We start from the raw sequence: 14,388 nt of genomic DNA on the forward strand, positions 1-14,388 counted from the left end.
GTTCGAGCCGTGTTGTGCGCGGTTCCACCCCACGTTAGGCCCAACTCCCTACCATCGGGCCCTTCAGCGTTGACAGGTGCGAGACATCACAGCGAGGAGTGCCCATGCCGAAAGACGGACGGACAGGACCCGGACGGCGCACACTGCTCGGCGCGGCGGTGCTCGGTACGGCCGCGCTCGGGATCCCCGGTACGGCGAGCGCCGCGGCCCCGGGCTCCGGCCACGGCGCACCGGGCGGCCACGGCGACTCGTACCGGGACCTCCCGGTGCCCGCGGTCATCGGACACCGCGGTACGGCCGGCTACCGCCCCGAGCACACGCTCGGTTCGTACCAGCACGCTCTCGACCTGGGAGCCGACATCATCGAACAGGACGTGGTGCCGACCCGCGACGGGCATCTCGTCTGCCGCCACGAGAACGACATCAGCGCCACCACCGATGTCTCCGCCCACCCCGCGTTCGCGGACCGCAGGACCACGAAGTCGGTCGACGGGACCGCGGTCACCGGCTGGTTCACCGAGGACTTCACCCTCGCCGAGCTCAGGACGCTCCGCGCCAAGGAGCGCATTCCGGCCACCCGCCAGCACAACACCCTCTACGACGGCCGCTGGCCCGTCCCCACCTTCGAAGAGGTTCTGCGCTGGGCGGAGCGGGAGGGCCGCAGACGCGGCAGGCCGGTCTGGCTGCACACCGAGACCAAACACCCCACCTACTTCCGCGGGCTCGGCCTCGGTCTTGAGGAGCGCCTCGTCGCGCTGTTGCGCAAGTACGGCCGGGACCGCCGCGGTTCCCCGCAGTTCGTCCAGTCCTTCGAGCCGGGCTCCATCCAGCGCCTCGCCCGGCTCGCCGGGACCCCGGGCATCGTGCTGCTCTCCGATCCGGCGAGCCGGCCCTGGGACTTCGTACAGTCGGGGGACCCGCGCACGGTCGCCGACCTGCAGACCCCGGCCGGGCTGAAGTGGATCGCCTCCTATGCCAGGGGCATCGGGCCCACGCTCGACTCGGTCATCCCGAAGGACCACGACGGGCGGCTCACCGAACCGACCACCCTGGTACGGGACGCCCATGCGCAGGGCCTGGTCCTCCACCCGTACACGATGCGCAACGAGAACACCTTCCTGCCGGCGGACTTCCGGCGCGGAAGCGACCCGAACGCCTACGGGGATGCCTTCGGCGCGTTCCGGGCGTACTTCGCGACCGGCATCGACGGGGTGTTCTCCGACAACGCGGACACGGCGCTGCTCGCGGCGGCCGACCACCGGGCCGGCTGACGCGTTCCGCCCGTCCGTCCGGTACCGGGCTGTCCTTCCCGTACGAGTGAGAGGCGGCCGCCGGGGCAACCGCGCCCGGCGGCCGCCGCGTCCCGCCCGGCATGGATCTCGTCACCGAACTGAGCCCCCTGCTCGCGGCCGAGGCGGCAGCCGAAGCCGCCGCGGCCGGAGTGGACGCCGCCGACCTCGAACAGGCCGTCTGGGTAAGGCTGCTGGAGCAGAGCCCCGCCGAACCGGGACGCTGGGTCCGCTCCGCCGTACGGGCCGAGGCCCGCCGGGCGCGGCGGCGGGCCAGGCGCGAACTGCCGTACGCCGTGGAGACCTTCGAGTCGCACACGGGCGAGCCGAACACGGTCGGGCCGTACGCCGTCGAGCCGTACGCGGATCCCGATACGCGCCCCGAGCGCGCCGTGCTCGCCGCCGAACGGCGCCGCGCGGTGCGGGCCGCGGTGAGGCGGACACCCGGGCGCTGCCCCTGGCTGCTGGCCGCGCTGCTCTCACCGGCCGACCCCACCTACCGGGAGATCGCCGGGGAGTTGGGTATGTCACAGGGGAGTCTGGGGCCGGTTCGTTCCCGATGTCTGGGATGTCTGCGGAGAATGCTGACGGCGGAGGTTGCGGCGGGGGGCCCGTGGGGAAAGGAGCGTTAGACATCCGGTGAACAGGTGAGCGGGAGGCATGCGCACATGGGCATGAGCGTGACCATCTCAGCGGCGACCGCGGAGGACGCCGAGCAGATTCTGAAACTCCAGTACCTGTGCTACCAGGGCGAGGCCGAGCTCTACGGCGACTACTCCATCGAACCGCTCACCCAGACGCTCGACGCGCTGCGGGCCGAACTCGCCGCGGGCCACGGGCTGGTGGCGCGCCTGGGCGACGAGGTCGTGGCCTCGGTGCGCGGTGGGGTGGACGCCGCGGGCACGGCGCGGATAGCCAAGCTCATCGTGCATCCGAGGATGCGGCGGCACGGCATCGGCGGCCGGCTGCTCACCGCGATCGAGGCCAAGTTCGCCGCCGACCCGGCCGCCAGGCGCTTCCAGCTGTTCACCGGCCACCGGAGCGAGGGCAATCTGCGCCTCTACCGCAGCCATGGATATGTGCCGGTCTCCACCGACCCCACCAGCTCTGCGGTCACGGTGGTGACCCTGGAGAAGGAGGCCGGGGCGCGCGCGTATGTGAAGAGCGCCTGAGGGCGCCTCAAGTGAGCGCCTGAGGCCGGGCGCGGGGCCGTCAGTTCCTGGCGGCCCTGCGCAGCCAGAGCATCCCAAGGACCGGAAGGATCACCGGGATGAAGAGGTAGCCCATCCCGTAGTCCGACCAGACCGTGGCGTCCGGGAACGAACCGGGCGACGCCAGTGTCCAGGTGCCGACGACGAGGACGAAGACCAGCTCGGCGGCGCAGCACACCAGCGCCGCCCGACGGGCCTTCTCGCCGCCGCGCACCAGCGAGTAGGTGATGAAGCCGTACACCAGGGCCGCCACGGCGGAGAGCGAGTAGGCCAGCGGTGCCTTCCCGAAGTCCATGATCATCTGGACGACCGAACGGGAGGCCGCCGCCACCGTGAACACCCCGTAGAACCAGACGAGCACCCGGCCGGGACCGGTGCCCAGCTCGTACCGGGGCTTCTCCTCAGCTGTGGTCATCGTCAGTTTCCCCAGATGTCGTAGAGCCGGACTTCCAGCACGGCCAGGACCACCGCGCCCGCCGCGACCGTCACCGAACCCCAGCGGGTCCGCTCGGTCAGCGAGAGGAACCCGGCGGCCGGCACGGCGGCGAAGGCGCCGATCAGATAGGCGATGAAGATCGCCTTGCCCTGCTCGGGCCGCTCACCGCGGGCCAGCTGCACGATGCCGATCACCAGCTGCGCCAGCGCCAGGACCGAGACGACGGCCATCCCGATGAAGTGCCAGTCCTTCGTGGGCTGGTCCCGGTAGGCGGCATAACCGCACCAGGCGGCGAGGGCGAGCGCGGCCACAGTGACCGCGACCGTCAGGGCGACAAGCATGGAGCCGAGGGTATTACGGGGCGCCGGGCCCGCCGCGCGCGGCCCCGGCGCCCGGCCGCGATCAAGGTCGTGGCCTTGGCCACAGCTCTGGCCCGCCGCCGCCCGGCCGCCCCGGCCGTGTGCACTCCGCTCCGTACGGCGTTCCCGCAGGTGGGAGCAGGTTCGCAGACAGTGGCCGACGGCGCCGGAGTCTGTCCGGGACCGTCCGTTATACGGACAAGCGTGCTCGGGCCGTTCTCATTTCTGCTTTACTTGCCGCATGACCACGACGAGCAGCCGCACCCTTGCGACCGAGGCGATCAGCACGCCCGGTGCTCGTTGTATGTGTCGAATGCGCGCCTTCTGAGGGTCCCTGCCCGCGCCCCGAAGCGGGACCGAGAGCCGGGCCGCCCGCCTCCGCACTTCCGCGGACACGGCAGCCGGCCGGCCACGCGCACGTAAGCCTTCCGGTCACCTCCGTGACGGCCGTGCCGCGCTTCCAGACGAATGCCCCGTGCCGGCGGACACCGCGCCGCGCACTCGACAGTGACGGAAATTCTGTGATCACCACCATCGGCCTGACGAAGGTCTATGCCTCGCGCGGCCGTGAGGTCACCGCCCTTGACGGCGTCGATCTGCACGTCCGCGAGGGCGAGGTGTTCGGCGTCATCGGCCAGAGCGGCGCCGGGAAGTCCTCGCTCATCCGCTGCGTCAACCTCCTCGAACGCCCCACATCGGGCACCGTGACCGTCGACGGCACCGACCTCACCGCGCTCGCCGGCCGCGGCAGCCGCGCCGGCCGGGAGCTGCGCGCGGCCCGCAGCCGGATCGGCATGGTCTTCCAGCACTTCAACCTGCTGTCCTCACGCACCGTGCAGGACAACGTCGAACTGCCCCTGGAGATCCTCGGGACCAGCGGCAGGGACCGCGCCCGCAAGGCGCTCGAACTGCTCGACCTCGTCGGTCTCGCCGACCGCGCGAAGTCCTACCCCGCACAGCTCTCCGGCGGCCAGAAGCAGCGCGTCGGCATCGCCCGCGCCCTGGCCGGCGACCCCAAGGTGCTGCTCTCCGACGAGGCGACCTCCGCACTCGACCCCGAGACCACCCGGTCCATCCTCCAGCTGCTGCGCGACCTCAACCGGCAGCTCGGTCTCACGGTGCTGCTCATCACGCACGAGATGGACGTCGTCAAGACCGTCTGCGACTCGGCCGCGCTGATGCGCAGCGGCAGGGTCGTCGAGTCGGGAACCGTCAGCGAACTCCTGGCGACGCCCGGCTCCGAACTGGCCCGCGAACTCTTCCCGGTGGGCGGCCCGCTGCCGGGCACCGACCGTACGGTCATCGACATCACCTTCCACGGGGACAGCGCGGGCCGCCCGGTGATCTCCCAGCTCTCCCGTACCTACAACATCGACATATCGATCCTGGGCGCCGCGATGGACACCGTCGGCGGCCATCAGATCGGCCGGATGCGGATCGAACTGCCCGGCCCCTTCGAGGAGAACGTCGTGCCGATCGGATTCCTCCGCGAGCAGGGCCTCCAGATCGAGGTGGCAGGCAGCGAAGTGGCAGGCAGAGGAGTGGCAGGCGCGGAAGTGGTGGACACGGAAGTGGCAGGCACGGAAGCGGCGGACGCCGACGTGGCCGACGCCGATGTGACAGGCGCCGAGCACCCCGCACCGGTCGAGGAGGACGCCAAGTGAGCTGGTCCGAGATGCAGCCGCTGCTCTCCCAGGGCACCACCGACACCCTGTACATGGTCCTGTGGGCCACCCTGGTGACGGTCCTCGTGGGACTGCCGCTCGGGGTGCTCCTTGTCCTCACCGACAAGGGGGGACTCCTCCAGAACCGCCCGGTCAACAAGGTCGTCGGCGTGATCGTGAACATCGGGCGCTCGCTGCCCTTCATCATCCTGCTGATCGCGCTGATCCCCTTCACCACCTTCGTCGTCGGCACCTTCATCGGTCCGACCGCGATGATCGTCCCGCTCGCGATCGGCGCCGTCCCGTTCTTCGCCCGGCTCGTCGAGACGGCCGTCCGCGAGGTCGACCACGGCCTGGTCGAGGCGGTCCAGTCGATGGGCGGCAGCGTGCCGACCATCGTCCGGAAGGTGCTGCTGCCGCAGGCCCTGCCGTCCCTGGTCTCGGCGGTCACCACCACCGTCATCGTGCTCATCGGGTACTCGGCGATGGCCGGGGCGGTCGGCGGCGAGGGGCTGGGCTCCAAGGCGATCACCTACGGATACCAGCGCTTCGAGAACAGCTTCATGATCGCCACCGTGATCGTGCTGGTCGTGCTCGTCACCGTCATCCAGCTGATCGGCGACGGAATCGTCCGCCTGCTGGCACGCCGGGGGCGAACCACCGCATAGAACTCAGAACTCCCTGCCGGGGAAGTTCCTCCGCTCACAGCCCGCACTCCTTGTCCGGGCGACATCCCGCACCACTGGAAAGAGGCACTTTTCGTGCGTAACTCCCGCAAGATATCCGCATCCGCAGCCGCCGTCGCCGCTCTGGCCATCGGCCTGACCGCGTGCGGCACCTCGTCCGACCCGTCGAGCAAGCCCGAGGGCGCGAAGGCCGACACGAGCAAGCCGCTCGTCGTCGCCGCCTCACCCGTCCCGCACGCCGACATCCTCAACTACGTGAAGACCCATCTGGCGGCCAAGGCCGGACTCAAGCTCCAGGTCAAGGAGTTCACGGACTACGTCCTGCCCAACAAGGCCACCGAGACCGGCCAGGTCGACGCCAACTTCTTCCAGCACAAGCCGTACCTGGACGACTTCAACAAGAAGAACCACACCGACCTGGTCCCCGTCGTCAGCGTGCACCTGGAGCCGCTGGGCCTGTACTCCAAGAAGGACAAGTCCCTCAAGGACATCAAGTCCGGCCAGACCGTGGCCGTACCCAACGACACCACCAACGAGGGCCGCGCGCTCAAGCTGCTCGCCGACAACGGGCTGATCACCCTCAGGAGCGGAGTGGGCAGCGAGGCCACGCTCTCCGACGTCAAGGACAGCAAGGGCCTGAAGTTCAAGGAGCTGGAGGCGGCCACGCTGCCCCGCGCCCTGGACGACGTCGACGCAGCCGTCATCAACGGCAACTACGCGATCGACGCCAAGCTCAAGCCCGCCAAGGACGCCCTCGTCCTGGAGAAGGCGGCCGGCAACCCGTACGCCAACCTCCTCGTCGTCAAGAAGGGCGGCGAGAAGGACCCCCGCGTCGAGAAGCTCGCGAAGCTCCTCAACTCGCCGCAGGTCAAGAAGTACATCGACGACAAGTACCAGGGCGCGGTCGTCCCGGCGTTCGGCGCCGTCAAGCCCTGACACCCGTACGGTGACGGCCCGCGCGGGCCCCCGTACCCTCACCCGGTACGCGGGGCCCGCCGCGGCCACCCGGCCGTGCGGCGCCCGCCGCCCATGCTGCATGCTGTGGCTTTACGTCGGTCCCTGGCCATGGAGCAGCGCATGACGACCACCTTCCCGGACATCTCCATCAGCACGGACCGGCTGGTGCTGCGCCCCTTCGAGGACGCAGACGTCCCGCTGCTGGCCGACATGATGAACGACGAGGCGGTCACCGCCTGGAGCACGGCGCCCCACCCCTACCAGCGGATCGACGGCGAGCGCTGGGTACGCAGGTTCGCCCCGGGGGAGCGCACGGCCGGACGCGGGATCGTCCTCGCCGTCACGGAGTTCCTCACCCACCGGCTGGTCGGCAGCGTCCATCTGCGCGCCACCAACTGGCGCACCATGGCCACCGAAGTCCGCTATGTCACCGCCCCCTGGGCGCGCGGCGAGGGATACGCCACCGAGTCGGTGCTCGCCGTCGCGCAGTGGCTCTTCCGCGACCAGCGCTTCGAGCGCATCGAGCTGCGCACCCCGGCGGACAACACCGCCGCGCAGCAGGTCGCGCAGAAGATCGGCTGCATCAGCGAGGGCGTGCTGCGCAACGCGTGGATAGCCCGCACCCGCACCGAGAACGGCACGGACGGCGGCTGGACCGACATCCGCACCGACCTCATCGTGTGGAGCCTGCTCCCCGAGGACCTGGAAGGCGTCGCCGACCAGCTCGCCGACGCCCACGGGTACGGCGCCCACGGGTACGGCGCCGAGGGGTACGGCGCCTACAACGACTGGAACTGACCCCCTCGTCGGCCACCGGCCGCAGCGGGTAACCTCGCGGGTGCTCGCTGTTCCGCTCCACGGCCCGGTTCACCCCGCCCCTGCGGACACCCGGGCACCACCACCGCCCGGACGACGGGCAGCACGCACACACCCCCGCCGCGCGACAACACCAGGAGACTGACGACGATGGCCGACCGGGTCACGGTGATCGGCTGGGACGGCTCGCCCCTGACCGCGGCCGCCAGGTCCGCCCTCTCCGCGGCCACGCTGGTGGCCGGAGCCGCCCACCACCTCGTACTCCCCGAAGTGCCGCCGGGCGCCGAGCGGGTCCGGCTCGGCAGTGTGAGCCTCGCCGCCCGACGGATCGCCGGACACCGCGGCAGCGCCGTGGTGCTCGCCGACGGCGACCCCGGCTTCCACGGGGTCGTCCGCACCCTGCGCGCCCCGGAGTACGGCCTGGAGGTCGAGGTCGTTCCCGCCGTCTCGTCCGTCGCCGCCGCCTTCGCCCGTGCCGGGATGCCGTGGGACGACGCCGAGGTCGTCGTCGCCCACCCGCGGACCCTGCGGCGCGCGGTCAACGTCTGCCGTGCGCACCCCAAGGTCGCCGTCCTCACCTCACCGGGCGCGGGCCCCGCCGAACTGGCCCTGCTGCTCGAAGGGGTCCACCGCACCTTCGTCATCTGCGAGGAGCTGGGCACCGAGCGCGAACAGGTCACCGTCCTCACCTCCGACAAGGCCGCCGACCACAGCTGGCGCGATCCCAACGTCGTGATCGTCATCGGCGGCGCGGGCCATACCGAAGCCCCGGCGGTACGCGGCTGGGCGCTGCCGCCCGCCGAGTACGGCGAAGGGCTCAGCGAGGGCGAGGACGCCGGACTGCGCGCCGCCCAACTGGCCAGGCTGGGCCCGCGCACCGGCGACCTGGTCTGGGACATCGGCTCGGGCAGCGGGGCGCTGGCCGTCGAGGCGGCCAGATTCGGCGCCGCCGTCATCGCCGTCGACGCCGACCGCGAGAGCTGTGTCCGTACGGACGCGGCCGCGCAGCGCTTCGGAGTACAGCTCCAGGTCGTCCACGGCCAGGCACCCCACGTACTGGAGCGGCTGCCGGAGCCCGACGTGGTCCGGATCGGCGGCGGGGGAGTGGCAGTTGTCACCGGCTGCGCCGACCGCAGGCCCGGACGGATCGTCACCCACGCGTCGACCCGTGACGAGGCCGAGGCGCTGGGAGCGGCTCTGGCGGACGGCGGCTATCTGGTGGAATGCGCCCTGCTGCAATCCGTCGACCTGGACACCCGCACCTGGGCCGAGCGTGAGCGCTCGGTGGTCTTCCTGGTCTCGGGCCGCCGTCCGGAAAGTGGCCCCTGACCCTGCTCCGGGGAGGCGCGGGGTAGGCTGGCCGACTGTTGTACCGCAGCTGGGGGTTCGGCGCTTCGTTCGCCAATGTCCGGAAAAAGGAACCGTTTTGGGTCCCGTGTGGTACGGCGGCACCGGGGACGCGCGACGTGGCGCAGCCCACAGCGGACCGTGGCAGGAACCCCTGCACGGCGTCGAACGGCCGTGACCATACTGAGTGTCCGCAGGCCTTTCGTACCGCACGGCGTGCCCGCTCGTTGTCTCAGTACGGGCGACCCGGTAAAGGGCTGAAGGAGCACTATGGATGGGCGAGGGGTACGCATGACCGACACCGGCCAGGTCCCGGGCGAGGGACAGCCGGGGAACGCAGGCATGGTGGAGCAGCAGGGCCTCCCCGCCCCCGGTGCCTACACCTTCCTCGACCCCTCGGAGAACCCCACCGATGACGACGATCTGCTGCTGATGCCCGGCGCGCAGGGCGCGTGGAGCGAACCGCAGCAGCCGCAGGGACAGCAGCAGTTCCAGCCCCAGCCGCAGGCCGCCGCCCAGCTGCCCGAGCCGGGTGCGCACGAGACCGGTGGACGCGACTCGGGCTCCGTGGACGTGGGCGCCGTGCGCGCCCAGGCCGCGGCCCAGCCGGCCCCGCCGCCGCGCAGGCCGCTGCACATGGGCCCGCCCGTGCCCGACACCACGGGCGGCGTGGTGCGTTCGCTGGCCGACCGCGGCCCGAGCACAGCGCCCCCGCAGCCCGCCCCGGCCTCCGGCAACGGCCCCCGGACGCTCGGCCCCGAGTATCTGGACATCCCGCGCGACGAGGCGGAGGCCCTGCCCGGACCGCAGCTGGGGGAGATCCCGCCGCAGGCCGCCCCGTGGACGCCGCAGCCCGAGCAGGTGACGTACGATCCGGCCGCCGCCGCGCAGTCCGGGCCCGCCGTGCAGACGCCCCGGCCGCAGGAGTTCCCGGTGTCCGCTGCCGACACGGCCCAGGAGGCCCCGCCCGAGCCGGTCGCCGCCGCGGACTCGATGGGGCGGTTCGTCCCCGTCGAGGGCTCGCGTCCCTCCGCGCCGCATCTCGCGCCGACACCCGCCGCCGGCACCACGGCGCCCGGGACCGCCGACACCGAGCAGCCGGTGGCCGATGCGGCGCCGGCCGCCGGAGAGCCGGCCGCACCGGCCGATGCGCTCCCGGCCGAGTCCGCCGCACCGGCACCGGCCGCCGGGGCTCCGGCGGTGGCGGAACCGGTGGCCGACCCGGCCGCAGGCCGGACGCCCGCCCCGGTGGCGGAGCCCGTACCCGGCCCGGAGGCCGAGCAGCCCGCACCGGGACCGGCGGTGGAATCGGCGCCCGAGGCCGCGACAGCACCCGCCCCTGAGCCCGTACCGCAGGCCCGGCCGGAGCCGGTCGCCGCCGCCGCGGAAGCGGAGGCAGCCGGTACGGAAACGGAGCAGACCGGTACGGATGGTGTGCTGCCGGAGCCGGAGCCGGAGAGCGCACCGGCGCCCCTGCCCGCCGCCGAAGCCGTGCCCATAGAGGGCGGGGAGCAGCTCCCCGGTGCTCCGGCCGTGGCCACGGTGCCCGCCCCGCGTCACGGCGGAGCCGATGAGCACGCTGCACAGCCACAGCCGCAGCCGGACCCCGCAGCCCCGGCCGCCGGACCGCAGCCGCACCCTGCCCCGGAGGCATCGGGCGAGGCCGCTGAGCCCGGCGTACCGGCGGCCGGCGCGCTCCCCGCAGCCGCTGCCGGAGAGCCGGTCGTGCAGCCCGACACCGCGGTTGCCCCTGCCCCGGCGGCGGAGCCCGCCGAAGCGGCGGCGCCGGAGGAGGCCGACGTAACCGCAGCGCAGTCCGCGGCGGCAGCTGACGCCGAGACCGCGTCCGCCGCCGTGGCCGGCACGACCCCCGAAGCGGCCGAGCCGACCGCTCAGGCCCCGACCGTTCAGGCCCCGACCGCACAGGCTTCGGTGGCCCAGGCCGCCGAGCACGTACCGGCCGCCGAAGCCCAGCCGTTCCCCGCCGACGCGCAGCCCGGCGCCGAGCCCGTCCCGGAACTCCCGGCCGACGCACAGCCCGTGGCCGACCCGGCGCCCGCGCCGGACGCCGTCGCGGACGCACAGCCCGAGGCGGCGCCCGGCACCGAGCAGCCCGCAGAGCACGCCGCCGACCCGCACTCCGGAGCAGAACAGACCGGAGCAGAGCAGACGGGTACCGAGCACACGGGCCCCGAGCACACCCGCCGCACCGAGGACACCGCTCCCCAGCAGACCGGGGACACCGACCCGACCGGCACCAACAGCACCGACCGGACCGGCGCAGCACGGACCGTCACCGGACAGCCCCTCCAGGAGCACCCCGGATCCGAGCCCGCCCCTGGACAGCAGCCCGCAGAGGGCGACGAGCCCGCAGAGGGCGACGAGTCCACCGGCGCCCCCGGACCGCGGCCCGCCGAAGCCGAGCCCGCGACGGCCGCAGCCCCCGGCTACGAGGACGCCGAGCGCGAAGCCGTCCTGCGGGTCATGCGCGAACGCCGCGACATCCGCAACGGCTTCCGCAGCGACCCCATCCCGCACGAGGTGCTGCTGCGCGTACTCGAAGCCGCGCACACCGCGCCGAGCGTCGGCCACTCCCAGCCCTGGGACTTCGTCGTCATCCGCTCGGCCGAGACCCGGCGCTCCATGCACGAACTGGCACAGCGCCAGCGTGAGGCGTACGCCAAGTCGCTCCCCAAGGGCCGCGCCAAGCAGTTCAAGGAACTGAAGATCGAGGCGATCCTCGACACCCCGGTCAACATCGTCGTCACCGCCGACCCGACCCGCGGTGGCCGCCACACCCTCGGCCGGCACACCCAGCCGCAGATGGCGCCGTATTCCTCGGCCCTCGCCGTCGAGAACCTCTGGCTCGCCGCCCGCGCCGAGGGGCTCGGCGTCGGCTGGGTCAGCTTCTTCGACGAGCGCGAGATGGTCCGCGCCCTCGGCCTGCCCGAACACCTCGAAGTCGTCGCCTACCTCTGCGTGGGATACGTCGACGAGTTCCCCGAGGAGCCCGAGCTGATGCAGGCGGGCTGGTCCAAGCGCCGCCCGCTCTCCTGGGTCGTGCACGAGGAGACGTACGGCCGCCGCGCGCTGCCCGGCGAGGAACCGCACGATCTTCTCCAGGACACCATCACCAACATCCGGCCGCTGGACGCCAAGGCGCTCGGTGAGGCGTGGGACCGCCAGAAGCGGATGACCAAGCCCGCCGGAGCCCTGGGCATGCTGGAGATCATCTCCGCACAGCTCAGCGGGCTCTCCCGGATGTGCCCGCCGCCGGTCCCCGAGCCCGCGGCCGTCGCGATCTTCGCCGGGGACCACGGGGTGTACGCGCAGGGCGTCACCGCGTGGCCGCAGGAAGTGACCTGCCAGATGGTGGCCAACTTCCTCGGCGGCGGCGCGGTCTGCAACGCCTTCGCCAACCAGGTGGGCGCCGAGGTCTGCGTCGTGGACGTCGGCGTCGCCGGTGAACTCCCGGCCACCCCGGGCCTGCTGCCGCGCAAGGTACGCGCCGGGACCGGCGACTTCACCACGGGCGCCGCGCTCACCCGCGAGGAAGTGCTCTCCGCCATCGAGGTCGGCATCGAGACGGCCCGCGATCTGGTGGCAGCGGGCAACAAGGTGCTGCTCACCGGCGAGATGGGCATCGCCAACACCACGGTCTCCGCCGCACTGATCTGTGTCTACACCGGCCAGGACCCCAGCGAGGTCACCGGCCGCGGCACCGGCATCAACGACGAGATGCACGCCCGCAAGGTCGACGTCGTCCGGCGCGGACTGGAACTCCACCAGCCCGACCCGGCCGACCCGGTCGGCGTCCTCGCGGCGGTCGGCGGCCTCGAACACGCCGCGCTGGCCGGCTTCCTGCTCGGCGGGGCCTCGCTGCGCACGCCGGTGATCCTGGACGGAGTGAGCGCCGGAGCAGCCGCTCTGGTCGCCCGCGCCATCGCACCCGAGGCCCTGGCCGCCTGTATCGCGGGCCACCGCAGCGCGGAGCCCGGCCATGTCGCCGCCCTCAACAAGCTGGGCCTGCGCCCGCTGGTCGACCTGGACCTCCGCCTCGGCGAGGGCACGGGCGCGCTGCTCGCGCTGCCCGTCGTCCAGAGCGCGGCCCGTGCCATGCACGAGGTGGCCACCTTCGACTCCGCGGGTGTCACCGAGAAGTAGCCGCGGCGTACGCGGGAGAGGGGCCGGGATCACTGATCCCGGCCCCTCGGATCCGTCCTGGCCGCCCAGGACCGTACAGTGTCCCGGGGAGCCGACCCCACTCCCACCAGCCGCTTCGCCGTCGCAGCGGTACGAAGACGCAGCCCCACTCCCCGCGCGAGGAGCCCGCCACGCCATGGCCGAGCACGCCGATCACCCCGCCTACCCCGTAGGACTCCGTCTCTCCGGCCGGCGCGTCGTCGTCATCGGCGGCGGCCAGGTCGCCCAGCGCCGGCTGCCCGCGCTCATCGCGGCCGGCGCCGACGTCCGGCTCGTCTCGCCGTCCGCCACCCCCTCGGTCGAGGCCATGGTCTCGGCGGGCGAGATCACCTGGGAGCGGCGGCGTTACGCGGAAGGCGACCTGGCCGGGGCCTGGTACGTACTGATCGCGACCGGCGACACCGCGGCCAACGAAACGGCGTCGGCCGAGGCAGAGCAGCACCGCGTCTGGTGCGTACGGAGCGACGACGCCGCCGCTGCCACCGCCTGGACACCCGCCACCGGGCGCAGCGAAGGCGTGACCGTCGCCGTTCTCACCGGCCATGACCCGCGTCGTTCGGCAGCCGTGCGGGACGCCGTCGTGGAGGGCCTGCGGGACGGAACGCTCGCGCCGCGCCAGCGCGGCCGCGGCGCCGGCGTCGCCCTGGTCGGCGGCGGTCCCGGCGACCCCGACCTGATCACCGTGCGCGGACGGCGTCTCCTCGCCGAGGCGGACGTCGTCATCGCCGACCGGCTCGGCCCGCGCGACCTGCTCGACGAACTGCCCCCGCACGTCGAGGTCATCGACGCCGCGAAGATCCCGTACGGCCGGTTCATGGCCCAGGAAGCCATCAACAACGCGCTCGTCGAGCACGCCAGGGCCGGAAAGGCCGTCGTACGGCTCAAGGGCGGCGACCCGTTCGTCTTCGGCCGGGGGATGGAGGAGGCCGAGGCGCTCGCCGCCGCGGGCATCGCGTGCACCGTGGTACCGGGAATCTCCAGCTCCATCAGCGTCCCGGGAGCCGCCGGGATCCCGGTGACCCACCGCGGTGTCGCCCATGAGTTCACGGTCGTCAGCGGCCATGTGGCCCCCGACGACGAGAGGTCGCTGGTCGACTGGGCCGCCCTCGCCACGCTGCGCGGCACCCTCGTCGTACTGATGGGGGTCGACAAGATCGGCGCCATCGCCGATGCCCTGATCGCCCACGGCAAGAGCCCGGACACCCCCGTGGCGCTCGTCCAGGAGGGCACCACGACCGCCCAGCGCCGGGTCGACGCGACACTCGCGAGCGTGGGGGAGACGGCCAGGTCCGAAGGGGTGCGCCCGCCCGCCGTCATCGTCATCGGCCCGGTCGTCCGGGTCGGGCCGCCGTACGACCGCCCATGAACCGTTCCGTGCCCAGCCGTTGGCACCCCGACCAGGACAAGGCAGTATCACCCT

The 14,388-nt window shown here is 72.7% G+C and carries 12 protein-coding genes; 10 read left to right on the plus strand and 2 right to left on the minus strand.

Going from position 1 to position 14,388, the window contains the following annotated elements:
* The first annotated feature begins 104 nt into the window (after nucleotides 1-104).
* The 3 genes from ACWGKJ_RS28795 to ACWGKJ_RS28805 all read left to right on the plus strand — a co-directional run bounded on the left by ACWGKJ_RS28795 (nucleotide 105) and on the right by ACWGKJ_RS28805 (nucleotide 2,461).
* Nucleotides 105-1,271, plus strand: coding sequence for a glycerophosphodiester phosphodiesterase (locus ACWGKJ_RS28795; protein WP_385033834.1), 1,167 nt, complete (start codon nucleotides 105-107; stop codon nucleotides 1,269-1,271).
* 101 nt (nucleotides 1,272-1,372) lie between these two features.
* Nucleotides 1,373-1,921, plus strand: a complete 549-nt coding sequence (locus ACWGKJ_RS28800) for a sigma-70 family RNA polymerase sigma factor (protein ID WP_453315856.1) — start codon at nucleotides 1,373-1,375, stop codon at nucleotides 1,919-1,921.
* 36 nt (nucleotides 1,922-1,957) lie between these two features.
* Nucleotides 1,958-2,461 (plus strand): GNAT family N-acetyltransferase, encoded by a 504-nt coding sequence (locus tag ACWGKJ_RS28805; protein WP_385030083.1) that lies wholly within the window; start codon nucleotides 1,958-1,960, stop codon nucleotides 2,459-2,461.
* A 40-nt stretch (nucleotides 2,462-2,501) separates the two neighbouring features.
* Here the strand turns inward: ACWGKJ_RS28805 and ACWGKJ_RS28810 are convergent, their stop codons facing one another.
* Nucleotides 2,502-2,915: a hypothetical protein gene (locus ACWGKJ_RS28810; RefSeq protein ID WP_385030004.1), complete on the minus strand. Its 414-nt coding sequence runs from the start codon at nucleotides 2,913-2,915 to the stop codon at nucleotides 2,502-2,504.
* A gap of 2 nt (nucleotides 2,916-2,917) precedes the next feature.
* On the minus strand, nucleotides 2,918-3,277 hold the full coding sequence (locus ACWGKJ_RS28815; RefSeq protein ID WP_164267495.1) for a hypothetical protein: 360 nt from the start codon (nucleotides 3,275-3,277) through the stop codon (nucleotides 2,918-2,920).
* A 539-nt stretch (nucleotides 3,278-3,816) separates the two neighbouring features.
* Between ACWGKJ_RS28815 and ACWGKJ_RS28820 the strand changes: the two genes are divergently transcribed.
* The 7 genes from ACWGKJ_RS28820 (at nucleotide 3,817) to cobA (ending at nucleotide 14,334) form a co-directional block, all read left to right on the plus strand.
* The gene (locus tag ACWGKJ_RS28820; RefSeq protein ID WP_385030008.1) at nucleotides 3,817-4,959 is read left to right on the plus strand and encodes a methionine ABC transporter ATP-binding protein; all 1,143 of its coding nucleotides are present in this window, start codon (nucleotides 3,817-3,819) and stop codon (nucleotides 4,957-4,959) included.
* A complete protein-coding gene (locus ACWGKJ_RS28825; protein ID WP_385030011.1) occupies nucleotides 4,956-5,627 on the plus strand; it encodes a methionine ABC transporter permease in 672 nt (223 codons plus the stop codon). Before ACWGKJ_RS28820 ends, ACWGKJ_RS28825 begins: the two co-directional genes overlap by 4 nt.
* Nucleotides 5,628-5,720: 93 nt before the next feature.
* A complete protein-coding gene (locus ACWGKJ_RS28830) occupies nucleotides 5,721-6,581 on the plus strand; it encodes a MetQ/NlpA family ABC transporter substrate-binding protein (protein ID WP_385030014.1) in 861 nt (286 codons plus the stop codon).
* Between the two features lie 141 nt (nucleotides 6,582-6,722).
* Nucleotides 6,723-7,400, plus strand: a complete 678-nt coding sequence (locus ACWGKJ_RS28835; RefSeq protein ID WP_385030017.1) for a GNAT family N-acetyltransferase — start codon at nucleotides 6,723-6,725, stop codon at nucleotides 7,398-7,400.
* Between the two features lie 168 nt (nucleotides 7,401-7,568).
* Complete coding sequence (gene cbiE / locus ACWGKJ_RS28840) at nucleotides 7,569-8,747, plus strand: precorrin-6y C5,15-methyltransferase (decarboxylating) subunit CbiE (protein WP_385030020.1); 1,179 nt, start codon at nucleotides 7,569-7,571, stop codon at nucleotides 8,745-8,747.
* Nucleotides 8,748-9,056: 309 nt separating this feature from the next.
* Complete coding sequence (gene cobT / locus ACWGKJ_RS28845) at nucleotides 9,057-12,929, plus strand: nicotinate-nucleotide--dimethylbenzimidazole phosphoribosyltransferase (protein WP_385030023.1); 3,873 nt, start codon at nucleotides 9,057-9,059, stop codon at nucleotides 12,927-12,929.
* Between the two features lie 175 nt (nucleotides 12,930-13,104).
* Nucleotides 13,105-14,334, plus strand: a complete 1,230-nt coding sequence (cobA, locus tag ACWGKJ_RS28850) for a uroporphyrinogen-III C-methyltransferase (protein ID WP_385030026.1) — start codon at nucleotides 13,105-13,107, stop codon at nucleotides 14,332-14,334.
* The last annotated feature ends 54 nt before the right edge of the window (nucleotides 14,335-14,388 follow it).

This window comes from Streptomyces sp. NPDC054757 (genome assembly GCF_053612185.1).

Excerpts from the sequence above, each read along its gene's own strand:
- ACWGKJ_RS28795 (WP_385033834.1), top strand. The coding sequence starts at position 105 with ATGCCGAAAGACGGACGGACAGGACCCGGACGGCGCACACTGCTCGGC.
- ACWGKJ_RS28800 (WP_453315856.1), top strand. The coding sequence starts at position 1,373 with ATGGATCTCGTCACCGAACTGAGCCCCCTGCTCGCGGCCGAGGCGGCA.
- ACWGKJ_RS28805 (WP_385030083.1), top strand. The coding sequence starts at position 1,958 with ATGGGCATGAGCGTGACCATCTCAGCGGCGACCGCGGAGGACGCCGAG.
- ACWGKJ_RS28810 (WP_385030004.1), bottom strand. The coding sequence starts at position 2,915 with ATGACCACAGCTGAGGAGAAGCCCCGGTACGAGCTGGGCACCGGTCCC.
- ACWGKJ_RS28815 (WP_164267495.1), bottom strand. The coding sequence starts at position 3,277 with ATGCTTGTCGCCCTGACGGTCGCGGTCACTGTGGCCGCGCTCGCCCTC.
- ACWGKJ_RS28835 (WP_385030017.1), top strand. The coding sequence starts at position 6,723 with ATGACGACCACCTTCCCGGACATCTCCATCAGCACGGACCGGCTGGTG.
- cbiE (WP_385030020.1), top strand. The coding sequence starts at position 7,569 with ATGGCCGACCGGGTCACGGTGATCGGCTGGGACGGCTCGCCCCTGACC.
- cobT (WP_385030023.1), top strand. The coding sequence starts at position 9,057 with ATGACCGACACCGGCCAGGTCCCGGGCGAGGGACAGCCGGGGAACGCA.
- cobA (WP_385030026.1), top strand. The coding sequence starts at position 13,105 with ATGGCCGAGCACGCCGATCACCCCGCCTACCCCGTAGGACTCCGTCTC.